The organism is Vibrio alfacsensis, assembly GCF_019670485.1.
GTDB classification, from domain to species: Bacteria; Pseudomonadota; Gammaproteobacteria; order Enterobacterales; family Vibrionaceae; genus Vibrio; species Vibrio alfacsensis.
Window position 1 is genome coordinate 1,332,715 of the sequence record NZ_AP024165.1, and the last position, 22,807, is coordinate 1,355,521.

At 44.5% G+C, this 22,807-nt stretch carries 19 protein-coding genes; 11 read left to right on the forward strand and 8 right to left on the reverse strand.

The features are described from left to right. The first annotated feature begins 42 nt into the window (after positions 1-42). From VA249_RS06525 to VA249_RS06550, 6 genes are all read left to right on the forward strand, one after another. Complete coding sequence (locus VA249_RS06525; RefSeq protein WP_221069446.1) at positions 43-810, forward strand: TerC family protein; 768 nt, start codon at positions 43-45, stop codon at positions 808-810. A gap of 184 nt (positions 811-994) precedes the next feature. Further along, on the forward strand, positions 995-1,597 hold the full coding sequence (locus VA249_RS06530; RefSeq protein WP_211919356.1) for a 2OG-Fe(II) oxygenase: 603 nt from the start codon (positions 995-997) through the stop codon (positions 1,595-1,597). 190 nt (positions 1,598-1,787) lie between these two features. Continuing rightward, complete coding sequence (locus VA249_RS06535; protein WP_221069448.1) at positions 1,788-2,981, forward strand: iron-containing alcohol dehydrogenase; 1,194 nt, start codon at positions 1,788-1,790, stop codon at positions 2,979-2,981. Positions 2,982-3,153: 172 nt separating this feature from the next. After that, on the forward strand, positions 3,154-4,359 hold the full coding sequence (locus VA249_RS06540; protein ID WP_128811019.1) for an aromatic amino acid transport family protein: 1,206 nt from the start codon (positions 3,154-3,156) through the stop codon (positions 4,357-4,359). 254 nt (positions 4,360-4,613) lie between these two features. Continuing rightward, positions 4,614-5,738, forward strand: a complete 1,125-nt coding sequence (locus tag VA249_RS06545; RefSeq protein ID WP_221069450.1) for an HD-GYP domain-containing protein — start codon at positions 4,614-4,616, stop codon at positions 5,736-5,738. A gap of 87 nt (positions 5,739-5,825) precedes the next feature. Beyond that, complete coding sequence (locus tag VA249_RS06550) at positions 5,826-6,041, forward strand: hypothetical protein (protein WP_128811017.1); 216 nt, start codon at positions 5,826-5,828, stop codon at positions 6,039-6,041. Between the two features lie 199 nt (positions 6,042-6,240). Here the strand turns inward: VA249_RS06550 and VA249_RS06555 are convergent, their stop codons facing one another. The 4 genes from VA249_RS06555 to VA249_RS06570 form a co-directional block, all read right to left on the reverse strand. Then, on the reverse strand, positions 6,241-6,789 hold the full coding sequence (locus VA249_RS06555) for an MSHA operon transcriptional regulator (RefSeq protein ID WP_211919348.1): 549 nt from the start codon (positions 6,787-6,789) through the stop codon (positions 6,241-6,243). A gap of 436 nt (positions 6,790-7,225) precedes the next feature. Continuing rightward, a complete protein-coding gene (locus VA249_RS06560; protein WP_221069452.1) occupies positions 7,226-9,004 on the reverse strand; it encodes an ABC transporter transmembrane domain-containing protein in 1,779 nt (592 codons plus the stop codon). A 3-nt stretch (positions 9,005-9,007) separates the two neighbouring features. Then, positions 9,008-10,747, reverse strand: a complete 1,740-nt coding sequence (locus tag VA249_RS06565) for an ABC transporter transmembrane domain-containing protein (protein ID WP_221069442.1) — start codon at positions 10,745-10,747, stop codon at positions 9,008-9,010. 286 nt (positions 10,748-11,033) lie between these two features. Continuing rightward, the gene (locus VA249_RS06570) at positions 11,034-11,720 is read right to left on the reverse strand and encodes a DNA-3-methyladenine glycosylase I (RefSeq protein WP_221069455.1); all 687 of its coding nucleotides are present in this window, start codon (positions 11,718-11,720) and stop codon (positions 11,034-11,036) included. An 86-nt stretch (positions 11,721-11,806) separates the two neighbouring features. Between VA249_RS06570 and VA249_RS06575 the strand changes: the two genes are divergently transcribed. Then, complete coding sequence (locus VA249_RS06575; RefSeq protein WP_164837191.1) at positions 11,807-12,001, forward strand: hypothetical protein; 195 nt, start codon at positions 11,807-11,809, stop codon at positions 11,999-12,001. A gap of 93 nt (positions 12,002-12,094) precedes the next feature. On the opposite strand, the gene VA249_RS06580 is transcribed toward VA249_RS06575, so the two are convergent. Genes VA249_RS06580 through VA249_RS06590 form a run of 3 tightly spaced genes read right to left on the reverse strand, consistent with a single transcriptional unit; the run spans position 12,095 to position 17,572 of the window. Beyond that, positions 12,095-14,920: an Hsp70 family protein gene (locus tag VA249_RS06580; RefSeq protein WP_221069457.1), complete on the reverse strand. Its 2,826-nt coding sequence runs from the start codon at positions 14,918-14,920 to the stop codon at positions 12,095-12,097. A 55-nt stretch (positions 14,921-14,975) separates the two neighbouring features. Further along, positions 14,976-16,940, reverse strand: a complete 1,965-nt coding sequence (locus VA249_RS06585; protein ID WP_221069459.1) for an Hsp70 family protein — start codon at positions 16,938-16,940, stop codon at positions 14,976-14,978. Beyond that, positions 16,940-17,572, reverse strand: a complete 633-nt coding sequence (locus VA249_RS06590; protein WP_221069433.1) for a DUF2760 domain-containing protein — start codon at positions 17,570-17,572, stop codon at positions 16,940-16,942. The genes VA249_RS06585 and VA249_RS06590 overlap by 1 nt, the downstream gene beginning before the upstream one ends. A gap of 288 nt (positions 17,573-17,860) precedes the next feature. Between VA249_RS06590 and VA249_RS06595 the strand changes: the two genes are divergently transcribed. The 3 genes from VA249_RS06595 to ihfA all read left to right on the forward strand — a co-directional run bounded on the left by VA249_RS06595 (position 17,861) and on the right by ihfA (position 20,829). Then, entirely contained in the window at positions 17,861-19,402 is a 1,542-nt protein-coding gene (locus tag VA249_RS06595) for a sensor domain-containing diguanylate cyclase (RefSeq protein ID WP_221069431.1), read from the forward strand. Positions 19,403-19,483: 81 nt separating this feature from the next. Then, positions 19,484-20,014: a 3'-5' exonuclease gene (locus VA249_RS06600; protein ID WP_221069462.1), complete on the forward strand. Its 531-nt coding sequence runs from the start codon at positions 19,484-19,486 to the stop codon at positions 20,012-20,014. A 518-nt stretch (positions 20,015-20,532) separates the two neighbouring features. Then, entirely contained in the window at positions 20,533-20,829 is a 297-nt protein-coding gene (gene ihfA, locus VA249_RS06605; protein ID WP_128811007.1) for an integration host factor subunit alpha, read from the forward strand. Positions 20,830-20,942: 113 nt separating this feature from the next. Here the strand turns inward: ihfA and VA249_RS06610 are convergent, their stop codons facing one another. Continuing rightward, the gene (locus VA249_RS06610; protein WP_221069429.1) at positions 20,943-21,716 is read right to left on the reverse strand and encodes a RelA/SpoT domain-containing protein; all 774 of its coding nucleotides are present in this window, start codon (positions 21,714-21,716) and stop codon (positions 20,943-20,945) included. 337 nt (positions 21,717-22,053) lie between these two features. Between VA249_RS06610 and VA249_RS06615 the strand changes: the two genes are divergently transcribed. Beyond that, a complete protein-coding gene (locus VA249_RS06615) occupies positions 22,054-22,704 on the forward strand; it encodes a thiopurine S-methyltransferase (RefSeq protein ID WP_221069464.1) in 651 nt (216 codons plus the stop codon). Positions 22,705-22,807 lie beyond the last annotated feature (103 nt).

Genomic DNA, 22,807 nt, shown 5'->3' on the forward strand with positions numbered 1-22,807 from the left:
GAACAATTCACTGTATGGCTTCCAATCATCGGAGGCGTACTCATGTTAGAGCTTTTCATGCAACCAGAAGCGTGGGCTATCTTCGCGACCTTGTTTGCTCTTGAAGTTGTCTTAGGCGTTGATAACGTCGTATTCATCTCCGTTCTGTGTGAACGATTACCACTGCAACAGCGTAAACTTGCCCGCAACCTAGGTATTGGCCTTGCGGTGATAGCGCGCATTGTTTTGGTGTTCTCGATCTCTTGGATCATGCAACTTACTCAGCCATTAATCAGCTTTGGCGCTCATGCGTTTACTGGTCGTGATTTGATTATGATTGCAGGTGGTGCGTTCCTACTGGCGAAAAGCTTGAAAGAGTTGTGGAGTTGGTTAACACACACTGAACACGGTCACTCGACCCACGTCCGTACTGGCTTGGCAGTGGTTCTACTGCAGATCGTAGCGGTTGATGCGGTGTTTTCGATGGACTCGGTGATTACTGCGGTTGGTTTAACGAGCGAAGTACCCATCATGGTAGCGGCGATCATCTCATCGGCGATTGTAATGGTGTTAACGGCAGAAAAAATCAACAACCTAGTGACGCGTTACCCGGGCTTTAAGACCCTTGCTCTACTGTTTCTAGTATTGCTTGGTGGTCTGTTGATGGCAGAAGGCTTCGCTATTCACATCAACAAAGGTTACGTGTATTTCGCGATGGCATTTGGTTTAGTGTTGGAGATGTGTCATATCCAGCTTAAGAAAAAACAACGTCCAGTTATTCAAAGAATTCGTCCAATCCGACCTCGTTCTATTGCGCTTCAAACGCGATAACTGACTTAAATGCGATAAGTGAAACGCAGTCATTGAAGTCTATTAAGCCGCTCTTCTGAGCGGCTTTTTTACATGAAAAACTTTGGTTGACCAAACGGTTGTCGTTTCGATTAAAAATGCCATTTGTCGTTGTAGCACGCATTTTCTATATAGAAGCTCCCAAAATAAACAAGTGATAATGAGAATGAACAAACTGATCGATGCGTTAGCAACGGACGGATATTACATTTGGGATGATTTTCTTTCACAGCAGGAAGTGATAGAGCTACGTGACTGTATTCCCGAAAATTGGAAGAACGCACGTATTGGCCGCAATGATGATGTAACGCGTATTGAAACAATCCGCAGTGATAAAATTCAGTGGCTAAAGCGTGATATGGGTGAGCCCGTCACGTCTTTCTTAGACAAAATGGAAGCGATTCGCTTAGAAGCAAACCGCCATTTCTTCCTGGGTTTGTTTGAGTATGAAGCACACTTTGCGAAATATGAGAAAGGTGACTTCTACCAAAAACACCTTGATTGTTTTAAAGGCAATGAAAACCGCCGTCTAACCACAGTGTTCTACATGAACGAATCGTGGAGCGAAGAAGATGCTGGTGAGTTGGTGGTGTACGATTTGAATGACAATAAAATCGCGACGATTCCTCCGCGATCAGGTCGTCTGTTCGTGTTCTTATCGGAACAATTCCCACATGAAGTGTTGCCGACAAACGCTGAGCGATTCAGCATTGCAGGTTGGTTCCGTATCAACGGCGTAAAAGACAACCAATTGGATATCGCACACTAATCAAGTTGATGAGTTGAGGTTAAATAGTAGGGGTAGTGTTAAGCACTGCCCCTTTTTTATGTTTCGAATCGTGTTTTTACACTCATTCCATATTCTGTGATGTTAACGCATCGAAGTGATTGAAAAAGCGTCTAAAATAACAAGGCTTAACGATCTTTCAAATCGATTCAGATACGGAAAAGGAATGGGTATGCTGAAACATCTGCTCTATCGTGGTTACACTAATGGACTAAAAGTGGCTGCGCACATTCTTCCTATGCCTAGGCCTACGCTGTTTTCTGGAGCAGGCAGTGCTTATGAACTCATCGAAGCGATAGCGGAACTTGGCTTCAAAAAGTTGCTTTTGGTGACCGATGAGGGGTTAGCGCAAATAGGCATGGCGAATCAAATTTCACAAAGCGCACAATCGCAAGGCTTAGAGGTGGTCTTGTATTCAGAAGTGAAGCCCGATCCGACTTATGAACAAGTAGAAGATGGTTTAGATGTATATTATCGGTCACAGTGTGATGCGATCTTAGCGCTAGGTGGCGGCTCAGCAATGGATTGTGCCAAAGTCATCGGAGCAAGAGTGACCAATCGACGCCCAATAAAACGGCTAGCGGGGTTGTTCCGCGTTTGGCGAACGCCCGCACCTTTATTTGTTATACCGACGACATCCGGGACCGGATCAGAGGTGACCATCGCGGCGGTTGTTTCTGAACCCAATACACACAAAAAAACACCATTGATGGATCCTAAGTTGGTTCCGCTTATGGCTGCTCTAGATGCGAACTTGTTGCTTGGCTTACCGCCAAAAATAACGGCTGACACCGGCATTGATGCGCTTACCCATGCGTTAGAGGCATATATCTCTCGTAATGCAACGCAAGAAACGAAAGCCTACTCAGTCGCGGCGATGAAGCTTATCTTCGAATATTTGCCGCGCGCAGTTGAAAAGGGCAGTGACGTTAACGCGAGGCACAAGATGGCGATGGCGTCGTATTACGCGGGACTGGCGTTTACCAAAGCAAGTTTGGGCTACGTGCATGCATTTTCGCACAACTTGGGTGCGAAATATGGCTTACCTCATGGTATGGCAAATGGTTTGGCTCTGCTGCCAGTACTTCGTTTTTCTTTGTCTGAAATAGAGCCTCAATTGTCTGCACTAAGTGAAGCGTTAGAGGTGGGGGAAAGTGAAGAGATTCCAAGCGCACAAGCATTTATCGATAGAATTGAGAACTTGTATCAGGTTATCGGAATTGAGCAAGTGACAGATAAGGTCCAGACTTCAGATACGCAAGAGCTTGTGCGACTTATCCTAAAAGAAGCGCATTGGAACTATCCAGTTCCGAAGTTTATGAATGAGCAAGAATGCGCCCAGATATTGGCTGAAATATCTACATAGCCTTGGTGTAAATTATAATATACAGTTGTGGTTTATTATCCTTACACTTTACTTGACGTTATCATAAAGATCCTACAGAATCGATTTCATACCAATTTTGGCGTCTAATGACATGGGTTTTTACCCGATTTGATGCTGATGAATCTTATTAAGCCGTAAAGATAATTATACAATGAGTCGATCTAAAGTATTTGGTAGTACCCTAATCATTGCAGGGACTACGATTGGTGCTGGTATGCTAGCACTTCCTCTTGCTTCTGCAGGCATTGGTTTTTCTACTTCCTTGGCCATCATGCTAGGTTTATGGGCATTGATGGCTTTTACTGCATTGCTTATGCTGGAACTTCATCAGTATGCTGACAGTAGTGCAACGCTTCACACTCTCGCCAAACAAATTTTAGGTCAAAAAGGTAAGTGGGTAGCGAGCTTTGCGATGCTTTTCTTGTTTTACTCATTGTGTGCGGCTTACATCGCGGGTGGTGGTGCTCAGTTTGGTGATCGTCTAGCCGAGTGGTTTGGTTTAGATATTTCAGGTTCGAGTTCAACCATCATCTTCACACTTATCGTGATGCTGGTGGTGACGGTGGGGACGAGCACGGTCGATAAAGTAAATCGTGTACTATTTGGCCTGAAGATGGTGACCATGATTGCGGTGCTGTCTTTCCTTGCTCCGAACGTGACCGAATCTTACTTATTGAGCATGCCGATAGAGCAGGGGCTGATTGTTGCGGCGATTCCCGTTATCTTTACGTCGTTCGGTTTTCACGGCAGTATTCCTGCAATCGTCAACTATTTAGATGGTGATACATCATCACTGCGTAAAGCAATCATTGTAGGATCAACGATCCCATTAGTGATTTACATTTTCTGGCAAATTGTCACGCTTGGCGTGGTAAGCCAAGATACGTTAATTGAAAATGGTGGTTTGAGCGCCTTAATTGGTCAACTATCTCAAACGGTTCATCAGTCTAATTTAGGTAGTGTGGTCGGTTTATTTGCAGACCTTGCGCTTCTTACTTCTTTTCTCGGTGTGAGTTTAGGTCTATTTGAATTCTTGGGAGACACCATCAAGGGCGATAGCGATAAGCCAAACCGTTTGATTGCCGCTGTCGTTACATTTACACCACCACTAGGCTTTGCACTGTTTTACCCACAAGGCTTTATTATGGCACTGGGTTACGCCGCTATTGCTTTAGCGATTCTTGCCATCTTCTTACCGTTGGTGATGATTATAAAAGTTCGTCGCTCAGAAGAGTTTACTGGCGAATACCGAGTTGCTGGTGGTCAAGGCGCGCTAGTTATAACAGGTGTAGCTGGCACAGGCATCGTAATGGCACAAATTCTTATTACCTTGGGTGTACTTCCTGCGTTAGGTTAAAACCAAACCAATTGGTATCAAAAAATCGAACTGTATAAAACAGCCAGTGCCCGACGAGTACTGGCTTTTTTGATCTGGATTAAGCTACGTTGCGATTCTAACTGAAAAAATTGGCAAAAATTTGGTTTTATTTCGTACACTTAAATTGTGGTATGTCGATAATTTAGGGGAAGAAAGACTGCTCGAATTACATCACAGATGCTGACTTTCGTGGGGTTTTCTTCTGGTTTCTCTACATGGTGTGGAGGTGAAGTATGGCGCACCGGAGTTTTTACCCGTTTGCAAAATCGCTCAATGAGCAAATGCAAACATTAAAGAATCGAATGCAAGCACATTTGCCGTGTGTTGATAGGGTGTCGTTTGCCAAATTTCATCCTAAACAAGGCCTGCTTAAATCTTTTGCTGAAAGTGAGTTCGATACTTGGTGTTTGGCCCATCATGAAGCGCCACTTCGTAAATTGCATCATCTGAGCATTTCTGCCGACAATGCTATTCCTCGCGTCGTGAATGATTTAAACGACATTCGCCATTGTCCACGTATCAAAACCTTGTTAAAGCAGGGCTATCATTCTTCCGTCGCAATTCCTTGCTATGATCGTCAAACGTTCACGGGTTTTGTCTTTCTGAATTCTATCCAACCCAATGCCTTTAGGGCAGAGGCGCTAAATGGGTTAAAGCCCTATTTTGATATGGTGCAGTTTGCCGTGGAATCAGAAGATCACGTTGTGAATGCCATTGAACTGCTAGCGGAAAAAGTACAAAACTTGTTGCCAAGTTACTCACCAGAAGTTTATTCGCACAGCAAGCGAATGGGGATGTACGCGCAATTAATCGCGGCGCGATTGGCTGACAGGCATCATTTTAGTGATGAAATGGTCGAGCAAATTGGCATGTTTGCTCGGTATCATGCCCTTAGCAATATCAAACTGCCTACTGATCTGATTTGTAATCGTCGTTGCAAGAATGCAGAGCAAGAGGCGTTACTGAGCGAACACATTGAACAATGCGTGGAAACTGCGGACAACATCGTTGAGCGTATAGGGAATCCTGTGCACCAAAGTGTCACTATATTCCAACAAATTATGGCTTACCAATATGAGAACCTCGATGGCTCTGGTTATCCTTATGGGTTAAGCCATGGTGATATTCCAATTTCCGCCCAAATCGTGGCTACTGCGAACGTGTTTGACGTGATGACCACGCATCATCCATATCATCAAGCGTGGTCAATTCCTTATGCGTTGTTAGAGTTAGAAAAACGAGTGTATCAAGGCTTATTGTCCAATGAATGCGTTAATGCTTTGCGCGATCACCAAGCTTATTTAAAGCAAATCATCCACAAATATCCGGAGCACTATGCTGCAATGGGTTTAATGTAACGAGTGAATAAGGAAGCAAAAAGTTGACGAGGAGGAAATTATAAATAATACTGTATTTATATACAGTAAGTAGTTTGGAGGTGAAGTATGTTGTGGGAAACCCTAGAAAGAGTAAACCGCTTACGCCAACAAGCAATGGCGAACTCTGAGTTCGTTGAGTCTGCAAAAGAGCATGAAGAAGCCTTGCTAGACCAAGAGTATCATTACTACCCTAAAAAGCGTTCAGCCAAAGACAAACAAGGCAAGAAGTCGCTGGCCGATATCTATAAAGAAGTAGAATTTGGCGCTGACGCTCGTCATTAATTGATTCAACAACGCTGCGGCTTGCATCCAAATATTCTCATCGCCGCAGCTCTCTATCCACAAAGTCTCTATTCACAATGTGGATGTTCAATAATGGTAATGCAAACGGCTTTCAACGTTGTTCGAAAGAGTGACATTACTCAAAGTCATACGATGATAATGGAAAATAAAAATCCCCCGAATTTCTCCGGGGGATTTTTTAGAAGTCAGCTTTGCGTACGTAGTGTGGATTTTTGTACTTTTTCTCAGGCCCAAAAGTAGAGACGACCAATTTGTTCCAAAGCGTTTTATCAAACTCACCTTTAGGGATGGAGGGGTAAATCGTTTCCTCTTCTTCTCGGGCAAAGTTCATATACTGCTTTTTCTTAATTTGATTGTATTTTTTGGCAATCTGATTGTGCTTTCTCACCCACTCAAGCTTATATTCACGCAGAACGTGCTCCGCTTTCTCCACTTCCATGCGAGATAAAAAAAGACGTTTATAAGACACTTTTCTATCAATCATGGTGCGCATGACGGTCTGAATATATTTACCGTGATGAGTGATGGTTATGTCTTTCTCATCAATAGGTGTGATACACCAGCCCTTTGGTAAAAAGTGGGGCTTTTTAAACTGCTTATTACGTTCCATTAGCACCTGATGAAGAACTAAATCAGAGGTGCCGCGGAAAGTCTTTTGCCATTTAGCGATTCGAATTTGTAGCGAACCTGGCAAGCGATAGATGTTAGTAAACTTATCTTGATCCATGGACTTCAATCATGAAATTAATATGCAATATTGAATGTGGCAGACACGAAACTCGAGCGTCGCACTAAAGTGCAAGCGCACTATATTTTCGAAGATGTACATAACATTTTCAAAGATATACTTAACGGCTGAAACTATTTTAAGTATAAGACGACGAGTCGTTAGCTTACGTGATTCTACAACGACCTCGCTTAGAATAGCGAGCGGTTATGTCAATAATAGGTAAGAAATAAAGAAATTGTTTCGTTTATGAATAAAACATGAGAAAAGCCCGTGAACTTCGTCACGGGCTTGGGGGGAGAGCAGGGAGTAGCGAGTAAACAGTCAATAGTAGAGAACCATCAATTTGAGTTGAATTAGCGCAGTGAACATTCAAACTTACATGGCTTCGTACTGTGGCTATGTAATGGATTCTGGACCCTGTAAATAACTCCGTTTAAACGGCTTCTTCAAATTGCTTGTCTTCCATTTCTTCAATGTGCTGAATATGCCTATTAGCTTGCTGAAGTTGATACATTTTGGCGTAACGACCGTTTTGTTTTAGCAGTGATTGGTGTGATCCTCTTTCTACTAAATCCCCATGATGAAGGACGATGATCTGGTCTGCGTTTAAAATGGTGGATAAGCGATGTGCGATAACCACAAGAGTCATGTCTTGACGTAACACTTCCAAACTTTTCTGGATCAGGACTTCCGTGCCTGAATCAATGTTCGCGGTTGCTTCATCTAAAATGAGAATTTTAGGTTTCGCGACCAGTACGCGAGCGAGTGCTAGTAACTGTTTCTGGCCTGCTGATAGGTTGGTCTCTCCTTGTCCTAATTGCGTCTGTAACCCGTTTGGGTATTGGTGGATTTGTTGGTCTAAACCGACTTTTTCTAGCGCATCCCATATTTGTTCATCGGTAATGGTTCTACCAAGGGCAATGTTCTCCTGAACCGTTGTAGGGAGAATGTGTGGGTCTTGCTGAACCATGGCAATGTCTTTTCTGATGACATCTTTCGCTAAAGAACTGATTGGGCGGCCATCGATGGACAGCGAGTTGTTTTCCGCTGGGTAGAATCCCATTAACAGAGACGCTAACGTACTTTTGCCACTGCCAGTGTGACCCACTAAAGCGATGAAATCTTGATGCTTGGCTTGAAAAGTGATGTCGTTGAGCACATTTTGTTTGCCATCATAGCTGAAAGTCAGGTTCTCTAGCGAGATGGCCCCCGATGCTAACGGTTGGGTATCTTCGCCATAGGTTTGAGCTTTAGCATCCATTAATTCGAACACGCGCTCACTCGATACTAATGCCTGTTGCAATAGGGCTAATTGCTGCGTCATTTCAATGAGCGGCTCGGTCACTCTCGCAAGGTAACTAATGAAAGCATAAAGCACACCAACACCAATTAACTCGACGCCGTTAAAGCCAAAAATCGCGACTAAAGAAAGCAGCGCTAGGCCGGCAAGTAAATCCATTAACGGACGCAATAGAATGCCATTAAGACGAATGACTTTTTTCGATGCGGCTAAGTGTTCAGCAGTTAGGTCATTAAATTGCTGATTAAAATGCGCTTCCTGTTGCATGAGTTGAATCACGCTCATACCTTGAATGGATTCACTTAAGTTGGCGTTAATATCCGATAGGAGGTCACGCATATTGCGGTAAGTTTCTGTACTTAATCGCTTAAATAAGTACATGAAACCAATCACGATCGGCAGCAGAACGAGAACGACAAGCGTCAGTTTCCAGCTCATGTATAGCATGACGCCGAGCATGACCGAAATCATGACGAGATTTCTGACAACCGCAGCGATGAGCAGCTCATAAAATTGTTGCAGAGATTCAGTATCATTGGTGATCCGAGAGACTAATTTTCCTGCTGGTGTGTAATCAAACTCAGAGAGTGGCTGATTGATTACGCCAGAAAATACCTGTTTTCGTATCACTTTGATGGTATTGGCCGCCACAATGCCAAATTGTAGCGATTGCAGATATTGGAACGTTGCGGAGACAAGTTGTAGAGCAATATAACCTACCGCTAAAGGAATCAGGACATCTGTTGAGTAGTTTCCTTTCGTTATATGTTCATCAATAAAATACTGTATCAGCCATGGCCCGCCGGCATTTGCTACTGCAGCAATAAACAATAGACCGAGACCGATGAGCATCGGTTTAGGCTGAGATAATGGGTAAGACAGGAGCCTTTTAAATAGCGCGCTTTGTTTCACGGGTTACTCCTCCATTGCCTGTTCAAGTTTTTGATATTGATACATCTCTGCATACCATCCATGGTGTTCGAGTAACGAATGATGCTGTCCGCGCTCGGAGATGTGGCCGTGATTAAGCACAACAATCTCATTGGCAGCTTCAAGTGCGGTTAAACGATGAGCAATGACAATAAGCGCTTGATCGCGATAATGTGTCTCCAAGTTATGGAGGATTTTGTGTTCAGTTCGACCATCGACGGCAGACAGCGCGTCATCTAATACCAATACTTGGGCATTGAGTAACAAAGCCCGAGCAATCGCAATCCGTTGTTTTTGTCCTCCGGATAAGGTGATGCCTTTTTCTCCGACCTCTGTCTGGTAGCCATGCGGGAATTTTTCGATATCATCATGGATGCAGGCCAGTTGTGCTGCGCGATGCACTTCTTCGACGCTTGCATCCGGTTTGCCTAAAGCGATATTGTCGTAAATGGTTTTAGAAAACAGAAAAGGGCTTTGATTTACGATCGCAAAGCGGTTTCGCCATTGAGGTAAAATGGCATTTTTGATTTCAATGTCGCCAAACTGAATCGTACCTTTCTTCAAATCATATTGTCTCAATAGAAGAGAAAGCAACGTGGATTTTCCGCTACCAACAGGCCCGGCGATGCCAAGCATTTTTCCGGGTTCTAGCGTAATGTCAATGTTACTCAAAGCGGGGGGCAAATCTTGAGACCAATGATACTGCTCAATTTGGATTCGCAGCGGAAGTGGGGCATCACCGAGGGGTTGTTGGCCACTCACGATGTCAGGTTTTTCATCAAAGATTTCTTGTAGTCGATTCCAGGCGGCTGAGCCGCGCTCCAGAATATTAAACAGAAAAGCAAAGGCGAGCATTGGCCATATCATCATGCCTAAGTACATGGTAAATGCCGTTAAGTCCCCAAGTGAGATTTCACCTTGCTCAACTAAATACGCACCGGATGCAATGCTCAATAAGAAAGATAGGCCAATAGTCAACTGGATGGCAGGATCAAAGCGTGCATCTGCTCTTGCGACCGCTATGTTCTTCTCTGCGGTGTCATTGACGACCTGTTCAAAACGTTGTTGTTCGCGGTTTTCTAAACCAAACGCGCGCAGCATTCTCACTCCGTTTAGCGACTCTTGAGTCATGTCTGACATGGAAGAAAATGCTTCTTGAGCGGTACGAAAACGTTGATGCAAAACACGTACGATAAAGAATATGGTGATCGCAAGAAAGGGCATGGGCAGCAGAGCCATAACCGTCAGTTTCCAGCTTATTTGGGTGACCATAATAATCAGCACTGCAATGCCAGTGATTAAGGAATCTGCTGCGGTCAGCACGCCCTCGCCAGCGGTCATCACCACGTTTCGAACGTCGTTGGTGCCTCTTGCCATGAGATCACCCGTTTTAAAACGCTCAAAAAATCGTGGTGGTTGTGTAGAGAGATGACGATATAGGCGGTTACGCAAAATCGCACCCAATTCCCAACTGGCGCCAAATAGCCAGATTCGCCAGAGAATTCGGCAACCGTAAACCGTAGCAAGTACAGCTGCAAGACCAAGCAGCCAAAGGATCAATGTCGATGCCTCAAGAGAGTTATCGACAACCCCATCGACAATGATGCCGACGGCTTTAGGGGGAATAAGTTGGAGTGCGGAGATCAAGGCAAACAATAGGATGGAACCCACGTAATGTTTCCATTTTAGTTGGAAATACCAACGAAGCTGCCAGAATATTCTCATTACGCCTCCTGCTTTAAATGATTGAATTTTCTATGGAACCATTATTGAGGCAAATGATGAGTTTACAAGCACATTTTTTACACAGCGCAGAAAACAATAGATTGTGTTGTATTTACTTGAGCACAGGGAAATAGGTCCGATCTCTCACTGCAAACTGAGGATGCAACAAAATTGTGTGAATTTATTGTTACATTCCCCTAGCAGATAGCAGATAGCAGATAGCAGATAGCAGATAGCAAGCCCAGAGCTGACTTCCAATACAACAGAGTTATCAGTGACAGTAATGCTAAATTCGGTTATCCCCGGTACTAAACGCAATGATTTGACTGATCTCGGTTAAACTTTTGCCGCTTTCTTTCTGCCATTGAGCAAAGGCCTTGTTGGCCGCATCCAATGATTTCTTGGTGTCTTTACCCCCTTCAATGATCTTACAATTGCGAAGATAAGCTTCAACGTCACTAGACAAGATAAAGGTGTCGACGCCCATTTGGCGAAGTGTGTAAGGACCAGTATTTCCGCCCAAGCGATTGCCGCGTTTCTTCAAATACGCCCATAGATCGGTGATTTTATCATCTGGCCAATTCGCGACCATTTTGCCAAACGAACCGTATTCGATTTTTGCTTCGTGGATCATACGAGCGTTGGCAGGAATCGACATGACTTTGGTGAGGTGGCGAATAATGCGCTTGTCAGTCGCTTTGGTTTCCCACTGCTCGTCAGAGAGCATCAATAGCGGCTCAATTTTAAAGCCGAAAAAGACTTCCTCAAAGTTCGGCCATTTGTTGCGAACCACACTCCACGAAATACCACTTTGGAATACTTTCATCGAAAACGCCGCTAACCAACGATCATCGGGAATCGTTGCAATTTCTTCTTTGCTTAGTGGGCGAGACAAAAGAGATTCTAGTCGCTCCTCTCCGCCTTTGCGTTCAGCTGCGCGCTGATAAATGGCGTCAAATTTTTCGATACTCATAAAAGAAGTTAGTCCTAGTTTATGTCGATATTTGCGAAACATACTACGCTTAAGCGACTGAATCGTAAATTGATGGAGTGTCACAAATGAAGAAAGTCACGTTGACGTTTATTGGAGAAGGTTCGGAGCAAGTAGCAGAAAAGTTTTATGCGTGGATGACGGATGGCGGGTTAGAAGATAGCATGATTGAACATCTATCAGACAGAGAAGTCTCCGTGGTGGGGATCAGCGATATGGATAATGAAACACGTGATGTGGTGATCAATACTGAGGTGAATTAGCGTACTGTTTGTGGTCAACATGTCAGTGGTCAATATGAATAAAACAAAGCCCTTCATTGAGAGGGCTTTGTTGTGTTTAGGCGTGCATTAATATTAATGATTGACCAGAGTGAGCCCGCTAGGCAGTGCATCACCAAAGACGCGTTTCGATTCGCTCTCTGACAGCTCTTTCACTTCTTCAACCAACGATACCCAAGACTCTGGCACCTTGCTCTGTTTCAGTTTAGCAAGAACTTGCGCGCGGTAGTCGTCTGAAATATCGAATAGGCGATCGCCAGTTTTACGACAAATCATTACGGCTGCGAATGCAATCATAGGCTCTTTCTGCCAATCTTGGTCTAGCAATTTCGGTAACCACTGTTCAGCTTGCTCGCGAGGAACGACGTTATGCTGGCTACCATATAACGGTGTACGTGATGCCAAGCGACCCATTGCCCACCAGTGCGCTTGTTCGAACTGGTTGTGGTTGATAGCCTTGCTCAAGAACCACGTTGCTAATAGAACTTTGTCTTCGACTTCTAGATGTTCTAGAGATGCAGACAATCGCACCATAGATTCGTAACCCATGTCTTGCGCGGATTTTGCTGATTGTGGGTTTTTCATCGCTCCCGGATGCAGGTATTTCGCAATGTCTGCTAAGATGGTTTCTTGCTGCTCTTGGCTCAAACCACCGGCGATGCGGCGCCAGAATACCCACCAGTCGGTCCAACCCTGATGGTTCTTGAATTGAATGTTTTGTTGGTAAAGGCCCCAAACTTGCTCGATGCGCCATGAATCAGTGGGATCGCCAAAACCCGGACGCAGTGCAAACCCTGCCAAACGAAGCCAGTTTTTCTCGTGTTGCTCAGAGCGGCGACGACGTTTACGGCCTTGGGCGAAAGTATCGAACAATTGACGTAGGGTGGTGAAATCCCACTCGTCACGTTTGCCGAGCTTCTTCTCAAGATCTTTGGCTAAGGTTTTGATCTCTTTGCTTTCTGCGCTTTTCTTGTTGCCGCTGTATAAGCGTGCGATCTGCTCTTTACACTCGTTCAATTTAGGGTGGAGCTTAACTTGTTCGTTCTCATCGGTTTGCTTGTTACGAACTTCGAATTCCAGCTCCCAACGTTTGCTGTCGTCTTCCGTGCTGACACACTCCATCTTAAGCGTGCCGACTTCAGTCAACTGACACGCAAGTTGCACTTCCACGCGTTCTTTCTGGTTCGGTTGCAGTTCGGCACCATCGCCTTCAAGAGTGGTGATGTAAGGTGGTAGAGGAGCAAACAAGTCGGGATCAACGTCAACCATCACACCATTTTGAATCGCGGTGTTATTGGTTAGGGTGTCGTGGGTAGAAGTCAGCAGGTTAAAGCGAACGGGTTCACCTAGGGTAAGCGAGAAACGACGACCACTTAAGCGGATCTCGTGACCTTCTTCTGTACCTTTTGCGAGCAAACAAAGTGCTTTACCCATCTTGTTCTTTTCTTGAAGATGCAAGAAGTAAGAACGTGCTGCGCCACCACCAATTTTTAGTTGTGCGCCACGACGCGCTTTACCAAAGGCAACAGCACCAAGTGCCACCGACCAATCTGGATGGGGGTTATCTAAAACGGTGATAGGCGTGTCACCCCAATTAGAAAGTAGCGTCGTTACGCGCTCGGTGACAAGGTCACTATTAAACACCCCGCCATTAAGCAATAAGCCCACTGGGATTGCGTTTTGCTTATCGTCTTCAATGCCAAGAGCGGCACGAGACACTTGCTGATGCTGGGTTAAGAACTCGGCAACATGTTTACTCACCGCAGGGTCAGCAACGTATGGAAGACCAAACTCAACGACCGCACTGCGACGCTTATCTGGTACTTCACTGAAATTAGAAAGCGGGAAGAAGCCATCTAAGGCGATTTGGTGCACTTCTTGTTTGCTCAGAGCAATACTTTTTGTGCCGCCGAGCAGTTTAGAGCCACTGCCTAGCATAGTGATTTTTACTTCTTCAGGCGCGTTTGCAGAAAGTAGGTTTTCTTTCGCCTTGCGAGTTTGCTGAATCAGTTTGGTGAGGCTTGCCGCGGTGAGTTTCTTACTTTGTTCTCCTTTTTGTTGAGCAAAGCGACTTTCCGCGAGGTGGGCCAATGCGAGGTCTAGGTTATCACCACCAAGCATCAAGTGTTCGCCAACGCCGATACGATCAAGGGCAAGTTCATCTTGAGAAGAAAAACGCGCTTCAATTAAGCTTAAGTCGGTGGTACCACCACCAACATCGCACACCAGAATCAGTGGTAGCTCTTTTAGCTCATCGGCTGCGGTTTGCTGGTGGCGCGCATACCAGTCGTAACACACCGCTTGTGGCTCTTCGAGCAGGACGATTTTCTTTAAACCCGCTAGCTGCGCAGCTTCAAGCGTGAGCTTACGTGCGGTTTCATCGAACGACGCAGGAACGGTCACAACGACATCTTGGTCTTCTAGCTTGTTACTAGGGTGACGGTAGTTCCACGCTTGACGAATGTGGTTGAGGTAGCTTGCACTGGCAATGACGGGTGAGACTTTATCTACGTCTTGCGCAGCAGCCCAAGGAAGAATGTCTGAACTGCGATCGACGGCCTGATGTGATAACCAGCTTTTCGCACTGGATACCTGACGTCCTTCGACTTTCGCACCTAATTCACGAGCCCACTCACCAACGATCACGTTATTAATATCGCCAGAGACGGGTTCATGGTCCCATGGAAGAGTAAGATCGGATGGAGAAATTTGACTTATCGCTGGATGATAGCGAAATGAGGGCAGGAGTGGTTTACGAACCACTTCACCCGGACCAATTAATTGATCGATGTTAAATAGGGATACTTCGGATTGTTCAAGATTGTCGGTGATTTCACAGTACGCGACCACAGTGTTTGTGGTGCCAAGGTCAATACCAACAAGAAAACGAGGAGATGCCATACAAACCTTCGTGTATTTAAAAACGGCACCCGATTGGATGCCGTTTGATTTCTATTTATTCTTCTTCATTTGAGTCGCTTTTCGCGTCTTCGCGTACATCGAACTCAACATGCCATTTTTGGCCGTTATCAGCAGCAATGGCTTCTAAGTAAAGCGTACCAAGCTCGGTTACGCGAGAGGCTAGGGTTACCGGAACCACTTCACCCTCACGACGACCTTCAGATACAGGCAGCGTTACTTGAATTTCTGGCAGCTCTTCAAGCTCTTCTGGTGCCCAGTAGTCTAGGTGAGTACCTGCTAGGTCGTCACGACGAACGGTGGAGCCGAAGAACTGGAAGTTAACTGGCTGACCGATGATCAAACCAAATTCTTGGCTTGGTACGTCAACGCTTGAGCCTTCTTCCATACCAAATGGGGCCACACACAGTGCTTCCATTGGAGGTGCCATGCCTGGAATCGCTGGCATTGCACTTTCGATACCCACGTAGTATGCCGAAGCAATACCGCCGCGGATACGAACGCCTTGACCGCGACGCACTGAGCCGTAGTAAGCCGCACCGCTAGCAACCGCAAGGTCTAGATCCACACCCGTTAGGCGTTTTGCCATTTCTGCATCTGCTTCAAGTAGCCATTCGTTGATCGTGTCTTCTAGACGAGTCGCGAGAAGTTTCGATTTTAGAACACCACCGTTGAATAGGATTGCGGTTGGTTTGATGAAGTCAGCCGATTGCGCTGTATCCGCACCTGGCATGCCAGGCATGTTAGCGAATGGGTTGAAATCTTGAGTTGCGGCTTCTGCGCCATTTCCTGAAGCAGAAAGGGCATTGGCTTGCTTAGACAAGAACGCTGCAATGTGACGAGTAATGCCCGCATCTTGTGCGTAAGGCAGACCCATTTGCGTTAGTGCACCACGGTTACGTTGAACAGGGTGGTCCGTAATCGCAACTTGAGGGAAGAAGCCGTCAACCAGTGTTTGTTGTACTTCTTCTTGAGTCAGGTCAGTCTTAAGTGTTGCGCCAAGCAGTTTCGATCCACGGCTTGGTACCACGATTGGCACTGACTGAAGTTCGCTGTCGTTCAATAACGCTTCTTTTGCGTCACGACATGCGTGCGTCATCGCCTGAACTTGCCATGGTTGTAGCTCTTTGCCTTCCTGCGCTAGCTTCATCTTCAAGCGGTACGCAAGTGCAAGGTCCATGTTGTCACCGCCAAGTAGGATGTGTTCACCTACCGCAATGCGGTTCAGAGTTAGGTTACCGTCGTCTTCAGTGACTTCAACTAAAGAAAGGTCGGTTGTACCACCACCGATGTCGACCACAAGCACGATGTCGCCAACTTCAACTTCGTCGCGCCATTTGTCGTCGCTGTTATCAATCCAGTTGTAAAGCGCAGCTTGTGGCTCTTCTAGAAGCGTTAGGTGCACGAAACCAACGTTGCGTGCTGCTTCTGCCGTTAGATCACGAGCAGCAGGATCGAAAGAAGCCGGAACCGTAATAGTCACGTCTTGGTCTGCAAGGTTGTGGTTTGGATTCGCGTGATTCCAAGTGTCTTTTAAGTGCTCTAGGTAAAGCTCTGTCGCACGAAGTGGAGATACTTTTTCCACCTCTTCTGGGCTACCTGCTGGTAGGAACGCATCACGACGGTTCACACCAGCGTGGCAAAGCCAAGATTTCGCACTTGCAACAAGACGAATTGGTGTTTTTGAACCTAGGTTACGTGCAATCGCACCAACCAGAGCTTTTGGCTCGCTTGACCACGGTAGAACGCGTGATTGCGGGTTCATTTCGTTTTCGTGCGGCTGGTATAGGAAAGAGCCTAACTGGCTGCGAGTCTCTACCGTGCCAGGCGCAGTAAGTTGCGGGATAGGCATCACTTCAACGCGCGCATCTTCGTCGTGCGTATCGACAAATGACATCACACAGTGTGTCGTACCTAAGTCGATACCAACGCTGAATTTCGGCGTCTGTTGTGTTTCAACAGACGTTTCTTGAGAATGGTTTTCTTGATTCATGTGTTCCATTACAGCTCAACCTCAGCTGGAGCAATCACAGATGCATCGTAGTTTTCAGCAAGTTTTGGTAGGTTCATTGATGTTGCTTTCCAACCTTTATGAACTAACGTGCCGCTAAATGGTGCGTTACCTGTAACATTGCCTGTTAGACGGATTTCTTGTGGGTTAAAGCCTTCTTCAACCGTAATGCGAGTTTCTTCGTCTTCGTTGCGTACATTTGCAAGCGTAACGTAATCATTCAATACTTTTTGGCCGCCAGTGTGGATGACACGTGCTGCCGCACCTACTTCTTCATCAGAGAATGACGTTAAGTCTTCTTTTAGGAAGTCGATCAGACGTGCTTCTTGCTGCATGATAGAAAGTAGCTGCATTGCAGAGTCTGTTGATGCGGTTGCAAGTTTTGATTCAACTTCGACAACACGTTCGACGATCTTCTCGACTTCGACAACTTTTTCTACTTCGACGATTTTCTCAACTGGCTTTTCCACCTCGACGATTTTCTCGACAGGTTTTTCGACCACTTTCTCAACAACTTTAGATTTGCGAGAAACCGCAATCAGAAGAAGTAAAACGCTCGAAACAGCAAGACCAGCGTGAAGCATATCGAACGTTTGAGGAATTAGGTTCAAATCAATGTTCATGACATTATTCTCTTTCTATTGATTGACTGGTGCTCGGCATTGGCTCATAGGTATTGACGCTAAGAATTGTCTTTGCGGCCTGCACCAAGTTTAGACATTAAAATGATGCTCGATGTTAGCATATTCAAGGCTTAAGGCTGTAATAATTCGCAAATATCACGCATGATTAGCATAAAAATTCAGCGATTAGACGATGCAATCACGTCATTGCTTGCTGTTTATTCACTTGTGGCGCACTATTTCAATAACTTCCAAAGTTTGACCAAGCGCCAAAACATGGTTTGCTAAATGACTTATAGCACGGCTCAGCAGAGTATTTTTAAACGTTATTCCTATTCTATCGCGGCCTTTATAGCGGTTATGTGCGTTACTGCGAGCATGGTTGGGATTGCGTATAAAATTCAGCAACGCTACACCATGACCATTTTCGAAACCTTGGCAGACCGTCAGGCTGAATCCCTAAAGCTCGCCGTTGAAAACGATCTTGAGTTCATTGGTTCTGGAGCGAATTTTTTACATTCTGTCGACCCATCTTCTTGGGCTCACTTTTCCCGTTATGCAGAACACGTGGTCAATGGCTCTAGAAGTTTAATTGGTTTGCAATGGATGCAACGTGTTGAGCCTAATCAGCTCGAACAATATTTAGCGAACACGCGGAAAAATATCCCGGGTTTTCAAATTTATACCGTGCCTAAAAATGGCAGTAAGACGTTCGGTTATCAATTAACAGATGGTTTACCCGCCTTTATAGCAACCGATGTGTATCCAAGGACGAAAGAGAATCTTGCCATCTTAGGCTTCTATTCCTCGAGACTTCGATTCGATCTGATTTTGGATGACATGCTCACGTTTAATCGTCCTAATATTTCTGACAAAGTACGTTTGATACAAGATGGTTTTGAACCATCAATCCATAAAAGCGGGCTGTTGATTTATCACCCTGTATTCAGTTTTGACAATCAAGAACTTTATGGCGTCGTGATTGGGGTTGTGCGAAGCACGGTGTATTTTGAAGGATTAGTAACTCAAACCGCTACCGAGCTCGATATGTCTATCAAAGTTGAAGACTTAGGCTTTGATGCGAATGACGATCCGATCTTGTTTCAGAGTGAGAACTGGAATGAGGTAACGGGGAAAGTGATCAGCCGCACCGTTCAACTTCCGAATCGAGACTGGCGAGTGGACTTTAAGCTCTCTGGTACAGTAACGGCGTGGGAGAAATCAATTTTATATGGAATTGGCGCTGTTGGCTTTCTTATCGCTTGCTTAATCAGTTATACCGTCAATCTTCAATCGCGTGAAAAAGAACGACTGGCAGTAATGCTAGATATAAAAACGGTTGAACTCAAGCGAATGGCGGAATTGGACTCACTGACCCAACTGTACAATCGACGCGTTTTTAACGATAACTTATTTCACTATATTAATAGTGGGTTGGATTTTACGTTGGTCAGCTTTGACGTTGATCGTTTTAAGTTCGTCAATGATAAATTTGGGCACTTAGCCGGTGATGAAGCGTTGCTGCATGTAACAAAGTTAGTCAATGCGAATCTGGGGCCGTGGGATAGATTTTATCGCACGGGAGGGGATGAATTTTGTATATTGTCGCGTATTACAGATAAGAACGAATTAGCCGCATATTTGGAAAAAATCCGCAGGGTGGTATCAAACTCTCCATTTGAATACGCGAAATCGTCTGTTTTTTGCTCATTAAGCATTGGGGCGATAGTACATAAAGACGAAGATCCTGAGACCTTGTTCCATAAAGTCGATCTACAGCTCTATAAAAGTAAGGAAAATGGCCGAAATTCGGTATCGATTGGTGATTAAATCATCGAGCAAATTCGAGTTTTGAAAAGTGTTGCGGTAGAATCTCTCGCTTTCCATTTACGTTAGGAACGAAAACAAACTATGAACCATAACCGTATCGTCTGCTTCGATTTAGAAATGTGTTGTTGGAACGAAAACGGCGCTGGCCGCACTGGCGAAATTATTGAAGTTGGTTTGGCTGAAATAGATTTGTTGAAAGGTGAGATCGTCAAGCGTGCCCAATACTATGTCAAACCAGAACACGATGAAGTGTCTCTGTTTTGTGCAGAATTAACCGGTATCACACCACGTAAAATTGAAAAACAAGGTAGACCGTTAGCAGACGTCATTAAGTCGATCATCAAAAACTTCGGCGGGCGCAATAAAATTTATGCCTCGTGGGGACGAGATGACCTTATCTTGCTTGAAGAATGCAGACAGAAAGGGTTAGATGCACCTTTTTCAGAGTTTATTAACCTCGCTACTTTGTATCGAATTCAAAATCGTATGAAAGAGAAACGTATTGGTCATAAAGCGGCGCAAGAAGCGAAAGGTATTGAGTGGGAGGGGCGACAGCACTCTGGCTATGTTGATGCCTATAATCTCGCCAAGCTTGCATTGACGATGCTGTAGTGATCTCTCCAAGCGGTTTCAATTTGCGCAGTTGGGCAAGAATCAGTTGAAAACGAAATATTAGATACGTGGATAACGTAGGCTAAAGACAAAAAAGCTATTATTATGAGACCTAGTGCTTACACTCGGTCTTTTTTATATCTGATTTTTTTAGAACGTGTATTTTTACAAGCTACTGAAATATCGACAGGTTTTATGTCAATTGTATGTAAAATGTACCAACTCTGATATTTCTATTAAATAGGATTTAATGCTGTTTTTTCTTTTTATGGCAATTAAATTATCTAGTTAATTTTTTATTTTTGGTCATATGTGTTACCAAGTTCAAAATTTGAAGTGCCTCGCAAGTATTTAAGTTTATATAAATCTTAAATTAGCCATGAAAAAAGTTGGCGAAAATCATAAGCTTGTCATACACTTCCTGATGTACGCCCGATATGTTGTTGAATTGGTAGGGTAAAACTGCTCTAGCGCTACATATAGGTAGCATTGTTTAACATAGCTTTGAGGAAAGTTTTATGGCGCTCACAAAAGCCGAACTTGCAGAAAACCTGTTTGAAAAATTGGGATTTAGTAAGCGGGACGCCAAGGAAACGGTGGAAGTGTTCTTTGAAGAAATTCGTAAAGCACTTGAAAGTGGCGAACAGGTTAAGCTATCAGGATTTGGTAATTTTGACCTTCGTGACAAAAATGAACGACCTGGTCGTAACCCTAAAACCGGTGAAGATATTCCCATTACTGCTCGACGTGTTGTTACGTTCCGCCCGGGTCAAAAGCTGAAAGCCCGTGTAGAGAACTTAAGAAAAGAACAGTAAGCAAAGAACAGTAAATTAGGCGGTTAGTCACTTTGTGGCAGAGTAACACGCTAAAACAAAACCACCTCAATGGGTGGTTTTGTTGTTTTTATCGCTTTGAAAATCCGTGGTGTTTATGCCGCTTCAAGATGCGTCGTTAAATAAGGCTGCCAAGCCTGTTGATACCAGTTTTTAGATTGGCTTTGCATCTGTTTTATCGACGCCATTTCCCATTCATTTAGGTCACGTTTTTCCATCAATGCTAAGCGCTCAACATTTTGAATTTTTTCATACAAATCATGTTCAGGGCCGTTTTTTACTTCTGCAATGGCCTTTAAATGAAGCTGCACCTCTGCGACTAAGTTGGTCTTTGGTAGGCGCACCAAAAGGTTGAGATCGCGATACCCAGATGGTGTCGGCTTCTTAAAGCGGTTTTTAACTTTTACAATGGTTGTTTCACGCTCTAGCGCTTCATAGATGGAAACCAAACTAGCCACGTCATCTGCAACGATCGTAGCGCGGGCGAGGTCGGTGATTCTTTCAACTTTTCCATCTAATTCGTGAGTAATTTTTTCAATTGAGCGTTGTTTAGATTTAACACCTGCAAAGTATGGCTGTGCATTGGTAAGTAGGGCGGTACTTTTACAGATGGTCTCGAGTTCGAATTGTGCTTGGTGAGCTTTGCTGTAGAGAATATCGAAATCGGTATAAGGCTGAGTTGGCTGGGTATCAAGGGATTGAATACCGTAAAGGCCACTGAGGCTATGTTTGAACAGTTTTGAGCAAACTTCGTTTTGACTTTCAGAACGATTTTGCTCGTTGCTCGGCGAATTTGGAAGTGCGGCGAATGCCGGCGCACGGCTTAGTACTAATAGCATCAATGCTGTAGTACGTAAAAATAAGCTCATTCACTCTCCTTAACTTGCATACACTTAGAAAATGGGTAACGAAAAGGTCACTAAGATTCGCAAATCAGGTACTACCTATTAAATGGGGGCTAACAAAATAATTCCAATACTCATCGTCTAGCTTGTAGTGAAATCGTGTTGTAGATCACCATTTTACTTTTCATTTATTCTGACCCGCAGATAAACAAAACGTTCATTCTTGAACAGCAACTATCCTAACATTTCATTGTTAACGGAAGATGAACGTCATAGACAAATTTGAAAAAATCATTAGTCTTAGCCAACAAAAGAGAAGGACAACACTTCCAATAACCATCAGCCGACAAGTAGAAGTAAAATGAGAGATCAAGAATTTTGGCATCAAAAATGGGCCAGCAATCAAATTGGTTTTCACCTTGATGAGGTGAACCCGCTATTACCTGTATTTTGGCAGAGAACCAATCCGAAACGAGAAGATGTAGTGCTTGCTCCTCTGTGTGGTAAATCAGAGGACCTTATCTGGCTAGCGTCGAAACATGACAATGTTCAAGGCGTTGAGCTTAGCCAGATTGCGGTAAGAGCGTTTTTTGCTGAACATTTTTATACCCCAACCGTGATACCTGTCAATGGAATGCATGAGTTATATCAATTCGATGAGCTTTCCGTGTACACCGGGGATTTCTTTACAGCGCCAGTGTCTAAGGTCGATATTGTTTATGATCGTGCAGCGCTAGTCGCATTGCCGCAAGACATGCGAATCGACTACGCAAGTAGAATTAAATCACTATTGAACCCCAATGGACGAATTTTGTTAATTACCTTGAATTATCCTCAGGATGAAATGTCCGGTCCTCCATTCAGTGTTCCTGTTGAAGAAATTGAGCAATTGTTTGAAGGGTACAAGGTAACATGCCTCAATGTGGATCAAGCGGATGAAACTCATCCTAAAATTGCTAAGCAGGGATTAAGTCGCTTTTCTGAAGAAGTGTACTTAATCGAGAGTACATAACCTGCCGTAGGTAATCTAAGCGGTGAAGACGCTCTTATCCTGAAATGAGGTAACTGGCGATCTCTTGATTGAAATTTATGTAAAGAAAAGCGCAGCTCACTGA

Coding starts and splice junctions, on each gene's coding strand:
- VA249_RS06525 (WP_221069446.1), top strand. CDS start 43: ATGTTAGAGCTTTTCATGCAACCAGAAGCGTGGGCTATCTTCGCGACC.
- VA249_RS06530 (WP_211919356.1), top strand. CDS start 995: ATGAACAAACTGATCGATGCGTTAGCAACGGACGGATATTACATTTGG.
- VA249_RS06535 (WP_221069448.1), top strand. CDS start 1,788: ATGCTGAAACATCTGCTCTATCGTGGTTACACTAATGGACTAAAAGTG.
- VA249_RS06540 (WP_128811019.1), top strand. CDS start 3,154: ATGAGTCGATCTAAAGTATTTGGTAGTACCCTAATCATTGCAGGGACT.
- VA249_RS06545 (WP_221069450.1), top strand. CDS start 4,614: ATGGCGCACCGGAGTTTTTACCCGTTTGCAAAATCGCTCAATGAGCAA.
- VA249_RS06550 (WP_128811017.1), top strand. CDS start 5,826: ATGTTGTGGGAAACCCTAGAAAGAGTAAACCGCTTACGCCAACAAGCA.
- VA249_RS06555 (WP_211919348.1), bottom strand. CDS start 6,789: ATGGATCAAGATAAGTTTACTAACATCTATCGCTTGCCAGGTTCGCTA.
- VA249_RS06565 (WP_221069442.1), bottom strand. CDS start 10,747: ATGAGAATATTCTGGCAGCTTCGTTGGTATTTCCAACTAAAATGGAAA.
- VA249_RS06570 (WP_221069455.1), bottom strand. CDS start 11,720: ATGAGTATCGAAAAATTTGACGCCATTTATCAGCGCGCAGCTGAACGC.
- VA249_RS06575 (WP_164837191.1), top strand. CDS start 11,807: ATGAAGAAAGTCACGTTGACGTTTATTGGAGAAGGTTCGGAGCAAGTA.
- VA249_RS06580 (WP_221069457.1), bottom strand. CDS start 14,920: ATGGCATCTCCTCGTTTTCTTGTTGGTATTGACCTTGGCACCACAAAC.
- VA249_RS06585 (WP_221069459.1), bottom strand. CDS start 16,940: ATGGAACACATGAATCAAGAAAACCATTCTCAAGAAACGTCTGTTGAA.
- VA249_RS06590 (WP_221069433.1), bottom strand. CDS start 17,572: ATGAACATTGATTTGAACCTAATTCCTCAAACGTTCGATATGCTTCAC.
- VA249_RS06595 (WP_221069431.1), top strand. CDS start 17,861: ATGACTTATAGCACGGCTCAGCAGAGTATTTTTAAACGTTATTCCTAT.
- VA249_RS06600 (WP_221069462.1), top strand. CDS start 19,484: ATGAACCATAACCGTATCGTCTGCTTCGATTTAGAAATGTGTTGTTGG.
- ihfA (WP_128811007.1), top strand. CDS start 20,533: ATGGCGCTCACAAAAGCCGAACTTGCAGAAAACCTGTTTGAAAAATTG.
- VA249_RS06610 (WP_221069429.1), bottom strand. CDS start 21,716: ATGAGCTTATTTTTACGTACTACAGCATTGATGCTATTAGTACTAAGC.
- VA249_RS06615 (WP_221069464.1), top strand. CDS start 22,054: ATGAGAGATCAAGAATTTTGGCATCAAAAATGGGCCAGCAATCAAATT.